The organism is Acidiphilium sp. MT5 (assembly GCF_054767495.1).
In genome coordinates this window covers 125,068-143,521 of the sequence record NZ_BAABMR010000007.1, presented here as the reverse complement: position 1 = coordinate 143,521, position 18,454 = coordinate 125,068, and the positions used below count along the sequence as shown (strand labels likewise).

At 61.1% G+C, this 18,454-nt stretch carries 17 protein-coding genes; 6 read left to right on the top strand and 11 right to left on the bottom strand.

All coding sequences use genetic code 11. The features are described from left to right. Position 1 precedes the first annotated feature (1 nt). The 4 genes from ACYUCQ_RS09445 to secB form a co-directional block, all read right to left on the bottom strand. Positions 2 to 1,345 (bottom strand): TldD/PmbA family protein, encoded by a 1,344-nt coding sequence (locus tag ACYUCQ_RS09445; protein ID WP_460254279.1) that lies wholly within the window; start codon positions 1,343 to 1,345, stop codon positions 2 to 4. After that, a complete protein-coding gene (locus ACYUCQ_RS09440; RefSeq protein WP_460254278.1) occupies positions 1,342 to 2,607 on the bottom strand; it encodes a M16 family metallopeptidase in 1,266 nt (421 codons plus the stop codon). Before ACYUCQ_RS09440 ends, ACYUCQ_RS09445 begins: the two co-directional genes overlap by 4 nt. Continuing rightward, a complete protein-coding gene (gene thrC / locus ACYUCQ_RS09435) occupies positions 2,604 to 4,007 on the bottom strand; it encodes a threonine synthase (RefSeq protein ID WP_460254277.1) in 1,404 nt (467 codons plus the stop codon). Before thrC ends, ACYUCQ_RS09440 begins: the two co-directional genes overlap by 4 nt. Positions 4,008 to 4,071: 64 nt before the next feature. Next, positions 4,072 to 4,575 (bottom strand): protein-export chaperone SecB, encoded by a 504-nt coding sequence (gene secB / locus ACYUCQ_RS09430; protein ID WP_460254276.1) that lies wholly within the window; start codon positions 4,573 to 4,575, stop codon positions 4,072 to 4,074. Positions 4,576 to 4,651: 76 nt separating this feature from the next. Here secB and argC point away from each other — a divergent pair, with 76 nt between their 5' ends. Both argC and ACYUCQ_RS09420 read left to right on the top strand, forming a co-directional pair. Beyond that, entirely contained in the window at positions 4,652 to 5,590 is a 939-nt protein-coding gene (argC, locus tag ACYUCQ_RS09425; RefSeq protein WP_460254275.1) for an N-acetyl-gamma-glutamyl-phosphate reductase, read from the top strand. Positions 5,591 to 5,592: 2 nt separating this feature from the next. Continuing rightward, a complete protein-coding gene (locus ACYUCQ_RS09420; protein WP_460254274.1) occupies positions 5,593 to 7,191 on the top strand; it encodes an APC family permease in 1,599 nt (532 codons plus the stop codon). Here the strand turns inward: ACYUCQ_RS09420 and ACYUCQ_RS09415 are convergent. Then, positions 7,170 to 7,544, bottom strand: a complete 375-nt coding sequence (locus ACYUCQ_RS09415) for a hypothetical protein (protein WP_460254273.1) — start codon at positions 7,542 to 7,544, stop codon at positions 7,170 to 7,172. The genes ACYUCQ_RS09420 and ACYUCQ_RS09415 overlap by 22 nt on opposite strands. A 244-nt stretch (positions 7,545 to 7,788) precedes the next feature. Between ACYUCQ_RS09415 and ACYUCQ_RS09410 the strand changes: the two genes are divergently transcribed. Beyond that, complete coding sequence (locus ACYUCQ_RS09410; RefSeq protein WP_460254272.1) at positions 7,789 to 8,412, top strand: hypothetical protein; 624 nt, start codon at positions 7,789 to 7,791, stop codon at positions 8,410 to 8,412. On the opposite strand, the gene ACYUCQ_RS09405 is transcribed toward ACYUCQ_RS09410, so the two are convergent. Genes ACYUCQ_RS09405 through ACYUCQ_RS09395 form a run of 3 tightly spaced genes read right to left on the bottom strand, consistent with a single transcriptional unit; the run spans position 8,371 to position 9,671 of the window. Beyond that, positions 8,371 to 8,925, bottom strand: a complete 555-nt coding sequence (locus tag ACYUCQ_RS09405; RefSeq protein WP_460254271.1) for a DUF6362 family protein — start codon at positions 8,923 to 8,925, stop codon at positions 8,371 to 8,373. The genes ACYUCQ_RS09410 and ACYUCQ_RS09405 overlap by 42 nt on opposite strands. Continuing rightward, positions 8,922 to 9,239: an AsnC family protein gene (locus tag ACYUCQ_RS09400; RefSeq protein ID WP_460254270.1), complete on the bottom strand. Its 318-nt coding sequence runs from the start codon at positions 9,237 to 9,239 to the stop codon at positions 8,922 to 8,924. The genes ACYUCQ_RS09405 and ACYUCQ_RS09400 overlap by 4 nt, the downstream gene beginning before the upstream one ends. Before the next feature lie 60 nt (positions 9,240 to 9,299). Further along, complete coding sequence (locus tag ACYUCQ_RS09395) at positions 9,300 to 9,671, bottom strand: hypothetical protein (protein WP_460254269.1); 372 nt, start codon at positions 9,669 to 9,671, stop codon at positions 9,300 to 9,302. A gap of 68 nt (positions 9,672 to 9,739) precedes the next feature. On the opposite strand from ACYUCQ_RS09395, the gene metH reads away from it, so the two are divergent. Beyond that, positions 9,740 to 13,225, top strand: a complete 3,486-nt coding sequence (gene metH, locus ACYUCQ_RS09390) for a methionine synthase (protein WP_460254268.1) — start codon at positions 9,740 to 9,742, stop codon at positions 13,223 to 13,225. A 14-nt stretch (positions 13,226 to 13,239) separates the two neighbouring features. Here the strand turns inward: metH and ACYUCQ_RS09385 are convergent, their stop codons facing one another. Beyond that, positions 13,240 to 14,325: an NADH:flavin oxidoreductase/NADH oxidase gene (locus ACYUCQ_RS09385; RefSeq protein ID WP_460254267.1), complete on the bottom strand. Its 1,086-nt coding sequence runs from the start codon at positions 14,323 to 14,325 to the stop codon at positions 13,240 to 13,242. A gap of 128 nt (positions 14,326 to 14,453) precedes the next feature. Between ACYUCQ_RS09385 and ACYUCQ_RS09380 the strand changes: the two genes are divergently transcribed. Together ACYUCQ_RS09380 and ACYUCQ_RS09375 are read left to right on the top strand one after the other, a co-directional pair. Further along, a complete protein-coding gene (locus ACYUCQ_RS09380; protein WP_460254266.1) occupies positions 14,454 to 15,083 on the top strand; it encodes a Crp/Fnr family transcriptional regulator in 630 nt (209 codons plus the stop codon). A 63-nt stretch (positions 15,084 to 15,146) separates the two neighbouring features. After that, on the top strand, positions 15,147 to 15,335 hold the full coding sequence (locus ACYUCQ_RS09375) for a YgaP family membrane protein (RefSeq protein WP_460254265.1): 189 nt from the start codon (positions 15,147 to 15,149) through the stop codon (positions 15,333 to 15,335). Between the two features lie 44 nt (positions 15,336 to 15,379). Here the strand turns inward: ACYUCQ_RS09375 and ACYUCQ_RS09370 are convergent, their stop codons facing one another. Both ACYUCQ_RS09370 and lpxC read right to left on the bottom strand, forming a co-directional pair. Next, a complete protein-coding gene (locus ACYUCQ_RS09370) occupies positions 15,380 to 17,242 on the bottom strand; it encodes an ABC transporter ATP-binding protein (protein WP_460254264.1) in 1,863 nt (620 codons plus the stop codon). Positions 17,243 to 17,376: 134 nt separating this feature from the next. Next, positions 17,377 to 18,264 (bottom strand): UDP-3-O-acyl-N-acetylglucosamine deacetylase, encoded by an 888-nt coding sequence (lpxC, locus tag ACYUCQ_RS09365; protein ID WP_460254263.1) that lies wholly within the window; start codon positions 18,262 to 18,264, stop codon positions 17,377 to 17,379. Between the last annotated feature and the right edge of the window lie 190 nt (positions 18,265 to 18,454).

Below are 18,454 nucleotides of genomic sequence, written 5' to 3'. Positions count from 1 at the left end.
GTTAGCCGCCGGCCATGGTCATGCCGTCCACCCGCAGGGTCGGAGCGTCGGTGCCTTGGCGGAATTTCAGATCATTCGCCGGGGTGAGGTGTAAAAACATATCCTGCAACCGGCCAGCGATGGTGATTTCGGCAACCGGCTCTGCGATGCGACCGTCGCGGATCATGAAACCAGCGGCCCCACGCGAATAATCGCCGGTAATCCCGTTCACGCCCATGCCGATCAGCTCGATCACATAAAGCCCGAGTTTGACATCCGCCATCAGCGCCTCGGCCGAGAATGCGCCAGGTTCGATGTACAAATTACTCGCCGCCGGGCTTGGCGGGCCGGACGTGCCGCGAGCCGCATGGCCGGTGCTGGTCAATCCGAGCTGGGCGGCGCTGCGCGTATCGAGCAGCCATGAAGTTAGCACCCCGCCTTCGATCAGGGCGCGGCGAGTGGTGGTTTGGCCCTCACCATCATAGGGGCGTGATCGTGCGCCGCGTACGCGCCAGGGATCATCGATGATCGACAGGCCGGGGGCGAACACGGCTTTGCCCATCTGGTCCTTGAGAAAACTGGTGCCGCGCGCGATGGCGTTGCCATTGATCGCCCCAGCGAAATGACCGAGCAAGCTGCCCGCCACCCGTGGGTGATACAACACCGGCAATTGCGCGGTTTTCGGGCGCGCCGGGTTCAACCGGCTCACCGCCCGCACAGCGGCGTCACGCCCCAACTTTGCCGGATCATCCAGATCACTGGCATGGGCAGCGCTGGAAAATTCATAATCGCGCTGCATGGCCAGCCCTTCACCCGCGATGGGTGACACGGATACCCCATGGCGTGACCGATGATAAAGGCTGGCAAAGCCACGCGAGGTGGCGAGCGCCATGGATGCGCGCGACCAACTCGCGCCAGCCCCCTCGGAATTGGTGATGCCGGTGACCGCGAGGGCGGCGTCTTCGGCGGCGGCGGCGCGCGCCATTAATTCATCAATCGAAGGCTCGGTGCGGTCATCAAGGTCCAGCACCGCAGCGTCAGCGGGCGGCGGTGCTTCCGGGATCGAGGCGAACCGATCTTCGGGCACGGCGCGCGCCATCGCGACGGCCTGGCCGGCCAGCCGGTCAAACCCGGCAGGATCAATCGCCCCGGTTGAGACAATCGCACTGCGCTGCCCAACAAACACGCGCAGCCCGATATTATGGGTCTCGGCGCGCTCAATATCCTCAATTTTGCCCATCCGACGCGAAACCGAGAGCGACACGCCGCTCGAAGCCACGGCATCGGCTTGATCGGCCCCGACCCGCTTGGCGGCGGCGAGCAGGTGCGCCAAGTGATCCAGATGGTCCAGATGATGGGCGCTCATGCGGCCAGCCGATCCAAAATCGCGGCCATGTCCGGCACCTGGGCAATCGGGCCGAGGGCAGCGAGGGTGGGCGCGCCCGCGAAAATCCGCTCGGCCACGCGGGTAATATCGGCCTCGCTGACCGCATCGATTTTCGCAATCGTTTCCTCGATCGGCACGATCCGCCCAAACACGTGAAACTGCCGGGCGAGTTGCTCGCAGCGTGACCCGGTGCTCTCCAGTGACATCAGCATCCCCGCCTTGGCCTGCGCACGGGCGCGCTTGAGCTCGGCACTGGTCACTGATTGCCGCACTTTGCTCAGTTCACCCAACGTAACCGGCAGCAATTCCGCCACCTCGTCCTCGCCGGTGCCGGCATAAATGCCGAACAACCCGGCCTCGCGATGCGCCATGGTAAAGCTGTAAATCGAGTAGACCAAGCCCCGCTTTTCGCGAATTTCCTGAAATAAGCGCGAGGACATGCCGCCACCGAGCAGGGTGGAGAGCAGCATCGCCGCATGAAAATCCGGATCAGCATAGCCGACCGAGGGAAAACCGAGCACCAGATGCGCCTGATCGAGATCCCGCGCTTCGCGGTAATCGCCGCCGCGATAGAAAGCGGGGGCCGGTGTCGCGGGTTCAGCCGCCGTCAAATCTGCGAAATGCTCGGCGACCATGTCCACCACGCGCTGATGCTCCAGCTTGCCCGCCGCCGCGATGACCATGTTGCCCGGCGCATAATGGGCGCGCATATAGCCGCGCAGCGTATCCGGGCTGAGCGATTTGATGATCGCCTCGGTGCCCAGCACCGGCCAGCCCATCGGCTGATCGGGATAGGCGGCGAGCTGGAAATGATCGAACACGATATCGTCCGGCGTATCGTTCGCTTGGCCGATTTCCTGCAAAATCACCCCGCGCTCGCGCTCGAACTCGGCTTCATCGAAGCTCGAATGGCACAAAATATCACCGATCAGATCAACGCCGAGCGGCAAATCATCGGCCAACAATTTGACGTAATAGGCGGTCTGGTCGCGCGAGGTATAGGCGTTGATATGGCCGCCGACATCCTCAACGGCCTCGGCAATCGCGGCGGCGGAGCGCCGGGCGGTGCCTTTGAACGCCATATGCTCAAGGAAATGCGAAACGCCGTTTTCCGGCGCGGTTTCAAACCGGGTTCCAACGCCGACATAGGCGCCGAACGACACGGTTTCGACCCGCTCCATCCGCTCGGTAATCACGGTCAGGCCGGAATCGAGGCGGGTAATATCGATATTGGGGTTCATACGCTATTCCTGTTGGCAAAGCGGCGGATCGTGGTTTCGATGTCGGCCAGCGCCGCCGGGGCCCGGTGAAACTGCTCCGGTGTGTCATATAGGTGCGCGAGGCGGCTTGGCAGCCCTGGGCGGATACCAATGGCGCGCTCCATCGCGTCGGGAAACTTCGCCGGATGCGCGGTGGCGGCGGCAATCACTGGCAGGCCAACCGGCGCACAGGCGCGCGCGGCGGCAATGCCGATGGCGCTGTGCGGATCAGCGATATAGCCGTAATCCTGCTTGATCCGGGCAATTTCCGCCAAAGTCGCCGCGTCATCGAGGGCAAAGCCGGCAAATTCGCGCCGCACCGCCTGCCAAACCGGCTCGGGAACCGCCATCCGCCCGGTGGCGCGGAAATCAGCCATGATCCGCGCGGTGGCCGTGGCGTCACGGTGCAAAAACTCGAATAAGAGCCGCTCGAAATTGGAGCTGACCTGAATATCCATCGAGGGGGAGACGGTTTCGACCACCCCGGCCATCCGCATATCGTTGCTGGCGAGGAACCGGGCCAAAATATCGTTCGAATTACTCCCTACGATCAAGCGCTCGATCGGCAGGCCCATTTGCTTGGCGGCCCAGGCGGCCAGCACATTGCCAAAATTGCCGGTTGGCACCGCAACGCCAACCGGGCGATCCGGCGCGCCGAGCGCGAGGGCGGCGGCGGCGAAATAGGGGATTTGGCCGGCGATGCGCGCCCAATTGATCGAATTGACCGCCGACATGCGCAGCTCATCGCGAAATGGCGCATCGGCAAACATCGCTTTGACCAGGTCCTGACAATCATCGAACGTGCCTTGCACGGCGATATTGAGCACGTTGGGGGCAAGCACCGTGGTCATTTGTCGGCGCTGCACGACAGATGTGCGACCCTCAGGGTGCAGAATTGCGATATCGACGCGCTCGCGATCGCGGCACGCCTCGATTGCGGCGGACCCGGTATCGCCGGAGGTTGCCCCGATAATGGTCACGCGCTCATCGCGCGCTTGCAGCACATGGTCGAATAATCGCCCGGCCAGTTGCAGGGCCAAATCTTTGAAGGCGAGGGTCGGGCCGTGAAACAGCTCCAGCGCGAACAGGTCGCGATCGAGCTGCACCAAGGGCACCACGGCGGCATGGTCGAACGAGCGATAGGCGGCCCGGCACATGGATTGTAGGTCGCCGAATGAGACGGCGCCGCCGCATATAAACGGCTCCATCACCCGTGCGGCGAGGCTGGCATAGGGCAGGCCGCGCATGGCACGCCATTCTGCGGGCGAAAAAACCGGCCAGGATTCCGGCACAAACAACCCGCCATCCTCGGCTAGCCCGGCGAGCAGAACCCCGTCAAAGGGACGCGATGCGGCGGCCCCTCGCGTCGAACCATAGCGCATTTTGGATCCTCACCCTGCTTGCGCGGGCCGGGAGCTGCCCCCCGAACCCGCAACGCGCCTGCGATTAGGCGTTAGCGACCGGGGTAGCGGCCAATTGATCGCGCCGCGACTGCCACAGGCCAACGAAATCAACCGGGCCGAGCATCACCGGCGGGAAGCCGCCATCACGCGTGACATCGGCCAGAATGTTGCGGGCGAACGGGAATAACAGGCGCGGGCATTCGACCAGCAAGATCGGCTCGATCTGGTTTTCCGGTACGCCATCGAGGGTGAAAATGCCCGAATAGGCCAGATCGGCAATGAACACGGTCATGTCCTTGGCCGGCTCGGCGCTGCCATTCGCGGTCTCGGGTGGGGTTGGAATGGTGGCTTCGGCGCGGGTGGCGAGGGTGACCTCGAACACGAACTGGTCTTCGTGCAGGCGGCGGACTTGAACATCAAGATTGATATTGACCGAGGGGGGCTGGCGCAAAATAGTATAAATCGCCGGCGCGTTGGGCACCTCGAACGACAAATCTTTCGTATATTGGATGTTGAGCGTCAGGGGTGCGGTTTGCGTATCCGACATAGTTGATCTCCGTTGCGAATGTCGCGCTCGCCTAGCACAGCGCATCGTTTGGTGCCAGCATGGCCGAAGAAGGATTATGCACATGACCAAAACATTGTTCATCGATGGCGAAGCCGGAACCACTGGGCTGGAGATTGGCCAGCGCTTGCGTGGCCTGCCCGGTATCGCGGTGCGTAGCCTGGACCCCGCCGCACGGCGCGATCGGGCGGCGCGATTGGCGATGATGGCGGCGGTGGATTTGGTGGTGTTGTGCCTACCCGATGAAGCGGCGCGTGAGGCGGCAAGCATGATCGAAGGGTTGGGCGCTTCGGCACCGAAATTGCTCGATGCCAGCACCGCCCATCGCACCGCGCCGGGTTGGGTCTATGGTTTTGCCGAACTGACCGCCGGTCATGGCCGCGAAATTGCCGCAGCGTCGCGTGTTGCGAACCCCGGATGCTACGCGACCGGGGCGATTGCCTTGCTGCGCCCGTTGGTGGATGCCGGGCTGATCCCAGCCGATCATCCGCTCACCATCCAAGGCGTGTCGGGCTATTCGGGGGGCGGCAAAGCGATGATTGCGGATCACGAACAGGTGGGCGGGCCTGCGTTCGAGATTTATTCCCTTTCGCTCAATCATAAGCATATCCCGGAAATCGTGCGCCATGCCGGGCTGACCACCCGGCCCATTTTTGTGCCCTCGGTCGGGCATTTCCGGCAAGGCATGTTGGTCATGGTGCCGTTGCATCTGGAGGCGCTGCCGGGTCGCCCGACGGTGCGGGAAATCGGCACGGTGTTCGATGATTATTATCACGCGACCCCGCATGTGCGGCTCCGCCGCCCGCCGGCTGATCAGCGCCTGCCCGCCGAGACGCTGGCTGGAACCGATGTGATGGAAATTTATGTGTTCGAGAACGAGGCGGAAAGCCAAGCCTTGTTGGTCGCCCGGTTGGATAATCTCGGCAAAGGCGCCGCCGGGGCGGCGGTGCAGAATATCGGCTTGATGCTGGACCTGTCCGCACCCATGGATCGTTGAGCATGCCATCACCGGGCGGCGCGCTCCGGCGCGAGGCGGGCCTGGGCGGGCTGCTGCTGGCCAGCATGGGCGGGATTATCGGCTCCGGCTGGCTGTTCGGCCCGCTGCATGCCGCGCAAATGGCGGGTCCGGCTTCCTTGATCGCTTGGGCGATCGGCGGGGCTGCGGTGATGTTGCTCGGATTTGTCTATGCCGAGCTGGTTACCGCTTTTCCCCGGGCCGGGGCGGTGATTGCCCTGCCCAAGCTGAGCCACGGACCGATGCTTGCCACGGTGATGAGTTGGGTGGTGCTGCTGGGGTATCTTTCCGCCGCGCCCGCCGAGGCAACGGCGGTTGTCACCTATGCCAATAATTTCGTGCCGGGATTGGTGGCGGCTGGCGGCACGCTGAACGGGACCGGTTTTGCGGCGGCGGTGCTGTTGCTCGCCCTGTTCGCCGCGATCAACATGCTGGCGATCCGGCTGGTGCTGCGGGTCAATGGCGTGGTGACATTGTTTAAAATTGCCGTCCCGACTTTGACCGCCTTGGCCTTTCTCGGCGCAAAATTTTCCCCCGGCAATTTCACCGCGCATGGATTTGCGCCGCGCGGCGCGGAGGGGGTGTTTGCCGCTGTTGCGGGATCCGGGGTTATTTATGCTTATACCGGCTTTCGTCAGGCGATTGAGTTGGCGGGCGAATCGAAGCGGCCACGGCGCGATTTGCCGGTGGCGATCATTGGCTCGGTGCTGATCGGGTTTGTGCTGTATGCCGCGCTGCAAATTGCGCTGATCGGGGCGATTCCGCCGCATGATCTGGCGCAGGGTTGGGCCGGGCTGAATTTCACCGGCCTGTCCGGCCCGTTCGCCGGTTTGGCCACGCTCGCGGGCATGAGCTGGCTCGCGGTGGTGCTGTATCTCGACTCCGCCATTTCACCCGCCGGCACGGCGATCATCAGCTTTGCGTCGACACCACGATTATTATTCGCGACCGGCCATGAGGGCCTGACCCGCTTGCCGCTGGGGCGGCTCTCGCGCAACGGGGTTCCGGTGATCGGCGTGTTGATCACCTTTGCGGTCGGGGTGCTGTTTTTGCTGCCGCTGCCATCCTGGCGGGCGATCATCAAAGTTGTCTCGGCAGCCGCGCTGCTCTCCTATGGCATGGCATCGGTGAGCCTGATCACGCTGCGCCGCACCGCGCCGCTCGCACACTATCCGCGCCCGTTCACCCTGGCGTTTGGCGTGCCGTTGGCGGGGCTCGCCTTCATTGTGGCGAATTGCATCATCGTATGGACCGGGGCCCACACCGCGACAATGGTGATGGGGTATGTGCTGATCGCGACGCTGCTTTATTTGCTGGTGCAGGGCGTGAAACAGCGTGGGCTTGGCCATGTGGCGTGGCGTGGCGTCTGGTGGTTAGCGCCCTATTTCGGCGGCCTATGGGGCTTCGCGCAGCTTGGCCCGCCGGGCTTGACCAAGGGGAGCGGATTTTTTTCCGATCTTGGGTTGATGGTCGGCATTGCGCTGTTCAGCATCGTCATTCTCGCGCTCGCATCGGCTTGTGGCCTCGCAGACCCGGCCGAGGCGCGCCAGGCGTTGCGTGATCAGGTCAACGCCGCCCGATAAATGTTCAGGACCGTGGCCAGTTTTTCGTCGCCTTTGATCGATAATTCGGGCAGATAAACCATCGCTGAGGGATCATCGGTGCGTGGTGCCTCGATGCTGAATGGCCGCGACCCACGGCGGAATGGCTCTAATATGCGCCACGGCCAGAATTGTTTGCGGCGAAAGGTTTTGACCAGGGTGACGCCTGCGGGCGAGAGTTCAATGCGCGTTGGGCGCAGAACGCGCTCATATAGGGTAGCGACACTCAAACCAATCCAGACAAATCCAATCAAAATCGGGTGCCATGCGGATGCAGGCAGGCTTGCCACCGAAAAAGGCGCATGAACCTTGGCCAAGCCGGTCGTGATGTTCATCACCCCCTCAGAGCCGTAACCGAGGACCATTAATTTCAGGAGCCGGTCGCTAGGGTAATCGCTAACGATAATTCGGTCTGGTTTCGGCGCCTGTTCAATCACCAAAGGCTCCTAATTTAATAAAATCAATCACTTTCGTGCTTGGGCAATGGCGACCCTGGCGTGTGTGTCTCGCGAAAAGGTTCAAAATCACAATTGGTTCAGCCATATTGACAATGACGCACGAACCCCAATGCTACTAACCATGCGCTGGTCTTTGCAAGAAATTTTTTCGGCTCTCACGCCTCGTCTGGCGCTCCGGGGGGTCGCGCTTACGCTGATGCTGGGTCTGGCGGGCTGTGCGCTGGAAGCGCCTGGGCCCTCGGTCGGTTATATGCCGGTGAATAGTTTTGCCCGCAGCGTGGTTGGGGAAGACCCGGCGATTGCTGCCATTGATGATGCAACCTTTGCCTTTGCGCATCCGCAGGCCATGCAGGGTCATCCGGCGCGAATGGCGTTGGCGGTGGCGTCGCTTGATGCGATGGCCGGGCAATTTGCGACGGGCGGGCGCTGGTTGGGCATGAATAGTCTGGCCAAGCAACAGATGCTGCAAGCACGATTGGCGGTGCGCGCCCGGCTTGGCATTCCGGCTGATGCGCCCTCGCAGGATGTGGTGGATGATTTGGTCGGGGCCTCGCAAGCGCTCAATCGTGGCGATCAGGCCGGGGCGGTGCAGGCATTGACCAGCCCTGATTTCACGCGGGGTCCGCGCCGCACTTTGGCGTTGCTCGCGCATTTCCCGCCGATGCCAATCGCCAATCACGCCACAATGTTTGCCAGTAATTATCTATTTCCCGGCGGCAGCGCGCTCGGCCCCAACCCGCGCTGAGAGCGCGAGCCCGGCGAGGATTAAGCGCAACCCCTCCTTATGCCAGCGTTGGACCGATTTATGGTCAGCGCCGAGCAAGGTGGCGAGACGCCGCCACGGATAGAGATGACGCAGCGTGATCGGGTGGACCAAGGCGCGCGCACCGACAATCCGGCGGATCACCGCTTGTCCCTCGGGGATCAGCGCGAGCCAGGACCAGCTTTCATCCATCTGGTCGATCGCGTGGTTGGAAGGGTGGGGCGGGCGCAGCCGGGTTGGCTGCCAGCCATAGGCGGTGACGGCATCTTGCACGCAATCATAGCGCGTCATGCGCAGGCGCGTTGAGGGCCCGGTCGCGGGCAGGGCCAGCAAGGTTGCGCCGGCATGTTCCAGCCGATCGATCAAATCCTGCAGCGGGTCGGGGCCATTGAGAATGTCAGCACCGCCGGTAATGCGCGGGGTGGTGGTGAGGCCCGAGCCGAGCACGGCCCCTGGCGGGCGGGCGCGGACTTGCCGGATGCTGAGTTCGGTCACGACAGGCGCTCCAGCCGCCGGGCGGAGAGCGGCACATACAGTGTTCCATCGAGCAAAGTGCCCTCGGTCAGCACCTGCCAGGCGATGGGATGCCCGGCGGGTAGCGACCCACGGTTTGGCTCATCCAACGGCGCGCGCGGAGGCCGAGCGCACCGCACCGGGCCGCCATGGGCGTTGATGCGGCGGCCTCGTTCGATGATGCTGTTGCGCGACAAGCCGAGCTGCACGCCAATGGCAGCCCAGGTGGCGCCAGCGGCGCGCATGGTGATGATGGTGTTGTCGGCTGCCTCGGTCCAACTGCGACGTTCCGCCATGGTTTTGCTCCTCTGCTATGAGGAGGAGAATAGGCGCATCATGTTCGGATGTCAATATAACTAACAAAATGTCACATCGCGGTCGGTTAAGACAAAGCGGGCGCGGCTTAATACATCATCGGCAAGGGCCGCCCGCAGCTCGGCTTGGGCCGCTTCATCACCAATAAAAATCAATCGCTTGAACCACGGTACGGTGCCGCGCGCCCGGGCCAGAAACAGCCGGTTTAACGCCAAGGCGGCTTGGTTGCGCGGCGCGCAGCAATAACATCCGCGCTTGTGCCCGCGTGCCGGGCCGGTCGAAAACCGCTCGACCGCCGCAACCACCGGTGCTGGCGCATCCCCGGCAATCAGCACGGCATCGTCCGCGCGCAGCTTCCCGCCAAATTCACCAAATTCACCAAATTCAATGGTAATGCGTTGATCCGCCGTCATCGCAACTCCGCCATGCCTGTCCGCGCCCACGTTGGATTCCCCAGACTCTTCCTATATGGCTCTCTATCATGACCAAACCACATCTGCTTGAGGCCCTGAAACACCGTGTGCTGCTCTGCGATGGCGGCATGGGCTCGCGCGTGCAAGCCCTGACGCTCGATGTTGAGCGCGATTATTGGGACAAGGAAAATTGCACCGAAGTGTTGAATCTCTCACGCCCCGATTTGGTGCGTGACATTCACCGGGGCTATTTCGCGGCGGGCGCGGATATGGTGGAAACCAACAGCTTCGGCGGCTCGCCGATTACGCTGGAGGAGTTCCAATTGGGCGACCGCGCCCGCGAGATTAACCGCATCGCGGCGGAATTGGCGCGCGAGGCGGCAGAAAGCTTTGCCGATAGCCGCCATCGCTTCGTGATCGGCTCGGTGGGGCCGGGCACCAAGCTGCCGAGTTTGGGCAATATTCCCTATGATCCACTCGAAGCAGCACTTGCCGAGCAATGCCGGGGGCTGATTGAAGGCGGCGTCGATGCGATTCTGATCGAAACCTGCCAAGACACGTTGCAGATCAAAGCGGCGGTCAATGGCGCCAAAATCGCCCGCGCTGAACTGGGCAAGGACACGCCGATTTTTGTGCAAGTGACGGTGGAAACCACCGGCACCTTGCTGGTCGGCCCTGATATTGCGGCGGCGACCACGGTGATCCACGCGCTCGATGTGCCGTTGATTGGCCTGAATTGCGCCACCGGCCCGCAAGAAATGGCCGAGCATGTGCGATATCTCGCGCAAAACTGGCCCGGATTGATCTCCGTGCAGCCCAATGCCGGGCTGCCTGAATTGGTCGATGGCCAAACCCATTATCCGTTAGGCGGGCCGGAACTCGCGAGCTGGATGGAACGGTTTGTGGTGGAAGACGGGGTTAACCTGGTGGGTGGCTGCTGCGGCACCTCAATCCCGCATATCGAGGCGTTGGATGCGATGCTCAAGCGCTTGGGTGGGCTTCGCCCTACGCCGGTGTTGCGCAAATCGATTTGGGTGCCCAGCGTTGCGAGCCTGTATGGCGCAACACCGTTGCGACAAGAAAATAGTTATTTTTCGATTGGTGAGCGTTGCAATGCCAACGGATCAAAAAAATGGCGCGAATTGCAAGAGCAAGGCGATTGGGATGGCTGCGTTGCCATGGGCCGCGAGCAGGTCGCGGAAGCCTCTAACGCGCTTGATATTTGCACCGCCTTTGTCGGGCGTGATGAATTGCACGAGATGAATGCGGTGATCACCCGGTTCACCTCATCGGTGAATGCGCCGTTGGTGATTGACTCAACGGAAACCCCGGTGATTGAGGCAGCGCTCAAGCTGCATGGCGGCAAGCCGATCATCAACTCGATTAATTTTGAGGATGGCGAGCATGTTGCGCATGAACGCCTGAAGCTCGCGAAAAAATTCGGCGCCGCCGTCATTGCCTTGACGATTGATGAGGTGGGTATGGCGAAGGAACCGGCGCAAAAACTGGCCGTCGCCTCGCGGTTGGTCGATTTTGCCTGCACACAGCATGGCCTCGCCCAGAGTGATTTGCTGATTGATCCGCTGACATTCACCATTGCCACCGGCAACGAAGATGATCGCAAATTGGGCCAATGGACGCTGGAGGGGATTAAGCTGATCCGGGAAAAATTTCCCGACATTCAGATTATTCTAGGACTGTCGAACATCTCGTTTGGCCTCAACCCGGCAGCGCGCGCGGTGTTGAACTCGGTGTTTCTCGATCATGCGGTGCGTGCCGGCATGACGGGTGCGATTGTGCATGTGAGCAAAATTCGCCCCCTGCATTTGATCCCCGCCGCCGAAGTCGAGGTGATGGAGGATTTAATCTTTGACCGGCGTCGCGAAGGTTATGATCCGTTGCAGCGTCTGCTTGAAATGTTTGCGGATCGTAAAGCAGCGGATGCGGTCAAAAAAACCCGCGCCGAGACGGTCGAAGGCCGGCTTAAAGATCGGATCATTGATGGCGACCGGAAAGGTCTAACCGATGAGCTTGATGAGGCGTTAACCCGCCATCCGCCGCTCGATATCATCAATAATATTTTGCTTGATGGCATGAAGGTGGTGGGCGAGCTGTTTGGCGCGGGCAAAATGCAGCTTCCCTTCGTGTTGCAATCGGCGGAAACCATGAAGGCGGCGGTGGCGTATCTGGAGCCAAAAATGGAGCGCGTCGCCGGGCAAGAGAAAGGCACCATCGTGCTCGCGACGGTGAAGGGTGATGTGCATGATATTGGCAAAAATCTGGTCGATATTATTCTCACCAATAACGGCTATCGCGTCGTTAATTTAGGTATCAAAGTGCCGCTGGCTGATATGGTGGCGGCGGTGCGTGAGCATCATGCCCATGCCATTGGCATGTCCGGGCTATTGGTGAAATCCACAGTGGTGATGCGCGAAAATCTTGAGGAAATGTCGCGTCAGGGTTTGGATATTCCGGTCTTGCTCGGCGGGGCCGCCCTCACGCGCAATTATGTCGAGGAAGATTGCGTGGCGGCGTATAGCAGTGGCCGCGTAGCCTATGCGCGCGATGCGTTCGATGGGCTGCATTTGATGGATCGGGTGACTGGCAACGGCTTTGATGATTATTTGGCGGCGCTGCAAGTCAAACGCAAAGACAAGCCGCGCAATTCACGCCGAACGCTTGGTCAGGCGGATCAGCGCGGTTTTGCGCCGGTTGATGTGCAGGCGGCGCAGGCGCGGCGTCGGCGCCTCACGGCCGATCAGCCGATACCACAGCCGCCATTCTGGGGGGCGCGGATGATTGAAGCGGCACCGAAGGCGATCATTCCGTATATCAATGAGCGCAGCTTGTTCCAATTCCAATGGGGATTTCGCAAGCAGGGCAAGTCGCTCGATGATTTCATGGGGTGGGCGCGTCAGGAATTACGCCCGATCATGAAACGCATGCTCGCCCTCTGTGACGCTGAGGCAATTTTGAAGCCGCAAGCGATTTACGGGTACTGGAAAGCCGCAGCGCAGGGCAATGATCTGATTTTGTTCGAGCAGGATGGTCAAACCGAAATTGCACGCTTTTCGCTGCCGCGTCAGCCGCGCGAGGATGGTGAGTGCATCGCGGATTTCTTCCGCGATATTGAGGATGATCAGCGTGATGTGATTGGGCTGCAAATCGTGACGGTGGGGCAAAAAGCCTCGGAGATTGCGCGTGATTGGTTCGCCGATAATCGCTATCAGGATTATCTCTATCTGCACGGGCTCTCGGTAGAAATGGCGGAGGCGATGGCCGAATATACCCATAAACGCATCCGCGCCGAGTTGGGTTTTGCTGGCGAGGATGACCGCGATATGGAGAAAATGCTCTCGCAGAGTTATCGCGGCTCACGCTATTCGTTTGGCTACCCGGCCTGCCCGAAATTAGAAGATCAAAGCCAATTGCTGCGTTTGCTCGATGCCGAGCGCATCGGGGTGTCGCTGTCTGACGAGTTTCAGCTCCACCCCGAGCAATCGACCAGTGCAATTGTGGTGATCAATCCGCACGCCAAGTATTTTTCGGTGTAAAGGCGGCACGGAGCCTAAGCAGGCGTCGCCCGTAAATATTGCGGCGGGTCAATGAAGGGGTGGCCGAGCTCAGCGGCAACCCGACGCGGCCAAGCGGGGTCGGCCAGCAAGGCGCGGGCGACAAACACCAGATCGGCGCGACCATTGGCAATGATTTCGGCGGCATGATCGGCGGTGCGGATCATGCCGACCGCCCCGGTCGCGATTCCGGCCCGGTGGCGCAGTGCTTCGGCGAACGGCACTTGATAGCCGGGATGGATCGAGGTGATTTTTTGTGCGGGCGACGCACCGCCGGACGAGCAATCGATCAGATCGACATCGCCGCGCGCCTGCAACCACTGACCGATTTGCACGCTATCCTCAAGGGTTAACCCGCCTTCGATCCAGTCCACGCAGGATAGCCGGACAAACAGCGGCAAATCCGCCGGCCATTCGCTGCGCACGGCATCGGTAATCTCCATCAACAGCCGGGCGCGATGATGGAGCGAGCCGCCATAACCATCGGTGCGCTGATTGCTCACGGGCGAGAGGAATGAATGCAGCAAATAGCCGTGCGCGGCGTGGATTTCGATAATTTTGAAGCCGGCACGCCGCGCGCGGGCGGTGCTCGCGGCGAAGTCCGCCGCGATGGCGGCAATGTCACTCACCGTTAGCGCGTGCGGCACTGGGCGATCCGGGCTGAACGCGACGGCGCTGGGTGCGGCCGGCAGCCAGCCGCCATCGACACCAGGCGCGTTAAATCCATCGCCGCGCCATGGCTCCCAACTGCTCGCCTTGCGCCCAGCATGGGCAATTTGCATCGCCGGCACCGCGCCCGATTGCGCGATCAGGTGCGCTAGTCGTGTCAGAAACGCCTCATGCGCATCATTCCATAACCCCAGGCACCCATTGGTGATCCGCGCGTCAGGCGACACATGGGTCGCCTCGGTGAACACAATGCCAGGACCGCCAAAGGCTTTGGCACCCAGATTTTGCAGGTGCCAATCCTGTCCCAGACCATCAACGGCGCTGTATTGGCACATCGGCGAAACAACGAGGCGGTTTTTGGCGGTGACGCCGCGAAATTCTATCGGCTGCAAGAGAAGCGGCACATGAGCCATCGGCGAGGTCTCCCAGGGTTATAGGGTGCGAAATGGGCCGTCGCTGCGCCGGTGCAACAGGTTTCATGGTATAGGACCCATGCGCAGGCACATCCGATCCTGTTATGAGCGGTGATGAAGGAGCAAAAATGGCGCTGACTGATGTGATCGAACCGGTGCGGGCGGCGGGGGCGGTGAAGGTTTCGCTGGAGCGCGGCCATGTGTTGTTTCGGCCCGGCGATGCGTGTCAATTTTTCCCGATCCTGCTCGCCGGTGCAGTCCGGGTGGAACTGACCACCCGGGCGGGGCGCGATATTTTGCTTTACGAAATCAAGCCAGGCGAGACCTGTGTGATGAGCACCTCCTGCCTGTTGGGTGCCGAAGCTTACGCGGCGCAGGGCAGCGTGGTCAGGCCGGTTGAGGCGTTGCTGTTGCCGGCCTCGGCGTTTGATCGGGTGATGGCGCAGTCCGCGCCGTTTCGCCGCTTTGTGCTGGCAGGCTGCACGGCGCGGCTGATGGCTCTGATGCAGCGGATCGAGGCGTTGGCCGATATCCCTTTGCCGGTTCGCTTGGCGGCGGCGATTTTGCAGGCGGCGGGATCCTCCGCGCAGCTCATCATCACCCATCGCGCCCTTGCCATCGCGATTGGCTCGGCGCGCGAGGTGGTGAGCCGGGCGCTGGAGGATTTTGCGCGGCACGGTCTGGTCGCGTTGGCGCGGGGTCAGGTGACTATTCTGGATCGCGCGGGGCTAGAACGGCGGGCGCGAGGGATTGTGTGACATAGTCACCGACAGCGCACCGCCAACGGTCTATGCTGCGCTCAACTCGAAAGGAGTTTCGTCATGAATGTTGGCAATATCGATCGCGGTTTGCGCATTGTGTTCGGTTTGTTGCTGATCTCGCTGGTCTTTGTCGGCCCGCATACCCCATGGGGCTGGCTTGGCGTGGTGCCGTTGGCGACGGCGGCGTTCCGTTTCTGCCCGGCCTATCGGCTGTTTGGGATTAATACCTGCTCGATTTCCAAAAACTGAACATCGCCCCCAATATCGGATCAAGCAGCGGATCAAGTATTGGATCAGGCATCGAGCCGCATGGCACCGGATTGGCGCTGCCAAAGGCTGGCATAAAGCCCGCCGCGCGCCAGTAAGGCGTCATGCGTGCCCTGTTCAACGATGCGCCCGGCATCCAGCACCACCACCCGGTCCATCCGGGCGAGGGTGGAGAGCCGGTGCGCAATGGCGATGACGGTGCGCCCTTCCATCAGCCCGGTGAGCTGCTCTTGAATGGCCGCCTCGACCTCGGAATCCAGAGCCGAGGTTGCTTCATCCAGCACCAAAATCGGCGCGTCCTTTAAAATCACCCGCGCAATTGCGATGCGTTGGCGCTGCCCGCCGGACAGCTTGACGCCGCGTTCGCCGACATGCGCGTCAAAGCCACGCCGTTGGTCCCAATCCTCCAAACCTTCAATGAACTCCAACGCATGGGCTTCGCGCGCGGCGTTGATCACATCCTGCATCGAGGCTTCAGGACGGCCATAGCGAATATTTTCGGTGATCGAGCGATGCAGCAGCGACGTATCTTGCGTAACCATGCCAATGGCGGCGCGCAGGCTTTCCTGGGTCAAGCCTTTGATGTCCTGATCATCGATGGTGATGCGGCCCGTCGCGGGATCGAAAAAGCGGAGCAACAGATTGACCAGGGTGGATTTGCCCGCGCCCGAGCGGCCAACCAGCCCGACGCGCTCGCCCGGCTGGATGTCCAGGCTCAGCTCATGCAGCACGCCGCCGCGCGCACCTTCGGGCCGGTCACGGTCATAATCAAAGCTCACCTGGTCGAAGCGGATACGCCCGGCCTTGAATCTGAAAGGCACTGCGTCAGGCGCATCACCCATCTGGCGCGGCTGCGCAATCGAGCGCATGCCATCCTGCACCACCCCGACATTTTCAAAAATCATCGAGATATTGTGGGAAATCCAGCCGGACATATTGGCGATATTCCAAGCCATCGGCAGCGCGGTTGCCACGGCACCCAGCCCAATGGCGCGATGCACCCAGAGCGCAATGGCGACAGCGCCGGTGGCGGTCACCATCGCGGCGTTCAGGGCGGTGAGCGAGAAAATCCAGCCGGTGACCATGCGCATTTGGCTGCGGAATTTTTCGGTGTGGCGCTCAATCGTGTCTTGCACGAACGCATCTTCATCAGCGGCGCGGGCGAAAAGTTTGACGGTGAGGATGTTGGTGTAGCTATCAACGATGCGCCCGGTGAGGGCTGAGCGTGCTTCAGACACCGCCTTTGAGCGGTCGCGCAGGCGGGGCACGGAATAGATCATCAGCGCGGCATAAGCGATAAACCAAAGTAAAATCGGCACCGCCAAACGCCAATCGGCACGTCCCAGCACGATCGTCGCGACCGAGCCATACACTGCGATATACCACACCGCATTGGTGGCCGAGACCATGCTTTCACGCAAAGCCGGCCCGGTTTGCATCACCCGGTTGGCGATGCGCCCGGCAAAATCATTTTGGAAAAAACTCCAGCTTTGTCGAACCAGGTGAAAATGATTTTGCCAGCGGATCAAATTACTGAACCCGGCGGCGAGCGATTGGTTGGTAATCAAATCCTGCAGCAACCGTGCGCCGGGGCGGCCGATGAGCAAAATCGCGGCCATGGCGGCAAAGCCGCGCCAATGATCGGCCAGCAATGTTGGTGGCGATTCGTGCGACAGCAGCGAGGTGACGCGCCCGATGAACAGCGGAATGGTCAGATCAAGCAGGGCGACCAGAATCCCCGAGAGAAATAATCCGGCCACCAACCAGGGAATTTGCCGCAAAAAATTGAGGTAAAACCGGAGCAAAGCCCGATCTTCGCCGACATGCGGCAACGGGCCGTGTGGCGGACGCGCCGTGGGGTTGATCAGGCGCTCGAATGCTGAAAACATGATCTCTAGATCAAGGTGAATCGGGATGAGGTCAAGCGCTGTTCGCAATCATATGCGATGTGATCGCGATCTTGCGCCCTGATGAGAGGTGGTGAACCCGCCGCGATGCTGCGGCGGGTATTTATCAATTTGGCCTATGCCACCGCCGCCAGAACCGGCGCCGACGTGGTGATCCGGTAATTATTGGCATTGGCAAACAAAGCGCGCAGCAACCGATTATTCATCCGGTGGCCGGTTCGCTCGCCAATGAAACGGCCCCGGATCGGCGCGCCCGCCAAGGCCAAATCACCCACCACATCCAGCATTTTATGGCGCACGAATTCATCCGGCCAGCGCAACCCTTCCGGATTAACCACCTGTCCGGCATCAACAACAATTGCATTGGCGAGGCTGCCGCCTTGCGCCAATCCTGCCGCCCGCAGCGCCTTGATTTCGGCGGCGAGGGTAAAAGTGCGCGCCGGCGCAAGGTCGTGGCGGAACATTTCAGCGTCCAGCGTCAGCGCCAAATGCTGGCGGCCAATGGCCGCGTCAGCAAAATCAATGGTGAGGGCCATCGGGAAGCTTGGCTCGCCAGCGCTGACCGGATGCAGTTCCGCCATCACATTGCCATCGATCACCCGCACCGGGCGGAGCACATCGAGCGTCGAACGCGGCATATCACTCTCGATGATGCCAGCACAGGTGAGCAAAAACGCGAATTCGGCGGCTGATCCATCCAAGATCGGCAATTCCGGCCCGTTGACCTCAACCCGCACATCATCAACGCCAAGCCCGGCCAACGCGGCCATCACATGCTCGACCAGCCCGATCCGATGTTCACCGATCCCGATGGTGGTGCTGAGCTGAGTTTCCACCACGTAATCATAGCGTGCTGGAATGCTTACCCCGATGTCGGTGCGGTGAAACAGGATGCCAGAGCCGGTTTCGCTCGGCACAAACCGCATCGCAACCGGCGTGCCCGAATGCAGACCAATACCTTCGCAACCAATCGGCCGCGCAATCCCGCGGCGATAACCACGCATCGTCGACAGGCTTTGGTTTCTCATCATCTGATCCCGTTCACGCCACATTACCGCAAAACCCCATATCTCGTTGCAGCGCACACTAGTCGGGAATTATGGCAACGGAAAGTCAATGAATATTTCTGATTATTTCTCTATAAGTCATTGATAATAAAAAATATTGATGTTTCAGATTGTTGCAAATGGCGGC